Source organism: Micromonospora globosa, from assembly GCF_000717585.1.
In the GTDB taxonomy this organism is placed as follows: domain Bacteria; phylum Actinomycetota; class Actinomycetes; order Mycobacteriales; family Micromonosporaceae; genus Micromonospora; species Micromonospora aurantiaca.
Genome location: NZ_JNZR01000090.1, coordinates 1 through 834, shown reverse-complemented (window position 1 = coordinate 834; position 834 = coordinate 1). Strand labels below are relative to the sequence as shown.

At 70.1% G+C, this 834-nt stretch carries 1 protein-coding gene and 1 pseudogene; one reads left to right on the top strand and one right to left on the bottom strand.

Annotation, left to right across the window (positions count from 1 at the left end; all coding sequences use genetic code 11):
* A pseudogene (locus IF06_RS34650) lies at positions 1–285 on the bottom strand (hypothetical protein); the annotation flags it as partial.
* 152 nt (positions 286–437) lie between these two features.
* On the opposite strand from IF06_RS34650, the gene IF06_RS34640 reads away from it, so the two are divergent.
* Positions 438–834, top strand: a 397-nt coding sequence (locus tag IF06_RS34640; RefSeq protein ID WP_232236831.1) for a hypothetical protein, incomplete at its 3' end; no start/stop codon positions are given.

The window sequence follows — 834 nt, the reverse complement described above, 5'->3', positions numbered from 1 at the left end:
GTCGCGGATGGTGAGGGTGGCGTTGTCGTCCTTGTCGTGGTCGCGGACGATGAAGCCGTCCTCGATCTTGACGAGCCACTCACCGTTGAAGATGCCGCCGCCGAAGCGGTTGGCGGTGTTGTCGACGATCTTGCTGTCGGCGATCGTGGCGCTGGCGTGCTCCTTGTTGTCCGGGTAGCCCCAGTGCTTGCCACCGGTGACCACCACACCGCCACCGTCGCCGTCGGCGTGGTTCTTGGCGACGTGGACCTTCTCCAGGAGCAGGTCGGTGTTCTCGGCGTACACGCCGCCACCGTTCTCGCAGGCGGTGTTGCCCGTGATCGCGGTGAAGGAGACCGTGACGGTGCCGCCGCTGCTGAACAGACCGCCGCCGTTCTTGCCGGCGCGGTTGTCCGACAGGGTGGACTTGACGCCGTCCTTGCCGTGGTCGGCTGGGCGTGGTTGCCGACGACCTTGCTCTCCTTGAGCCAGGTGCGGCCGTAGTTGGCGATGGCGCCGCCGTCGCCCTCGGCGTTGTTGTCGACGAGCTTGACGTTGTCCAGGTAGGCGCTGCCGCCACGCTCGACGAGCAGCGCGCCGCCGTCGCCCTCGACCCGCTTGTCGTCGTCCTTGCCGCCGTTCATGCCGTCCGCGACGGGCGTGACAGCGGCGGCCGTGGTCGCCGCGGCCGGGGCCGCGACAGCCGGGGCCGCGACAGCCGGGGCCGCTACCGCCGGGGCGGCGGCCGGCGGCTGGCCGCCGCCGGGGTACTTGAACTCGTTGGCGTTGCCGCCCTTGACGGTGAGGTCCTTGAGGGTGAGGTCGCCGCCGTCGACGACGCGGAAGATGCGGAAG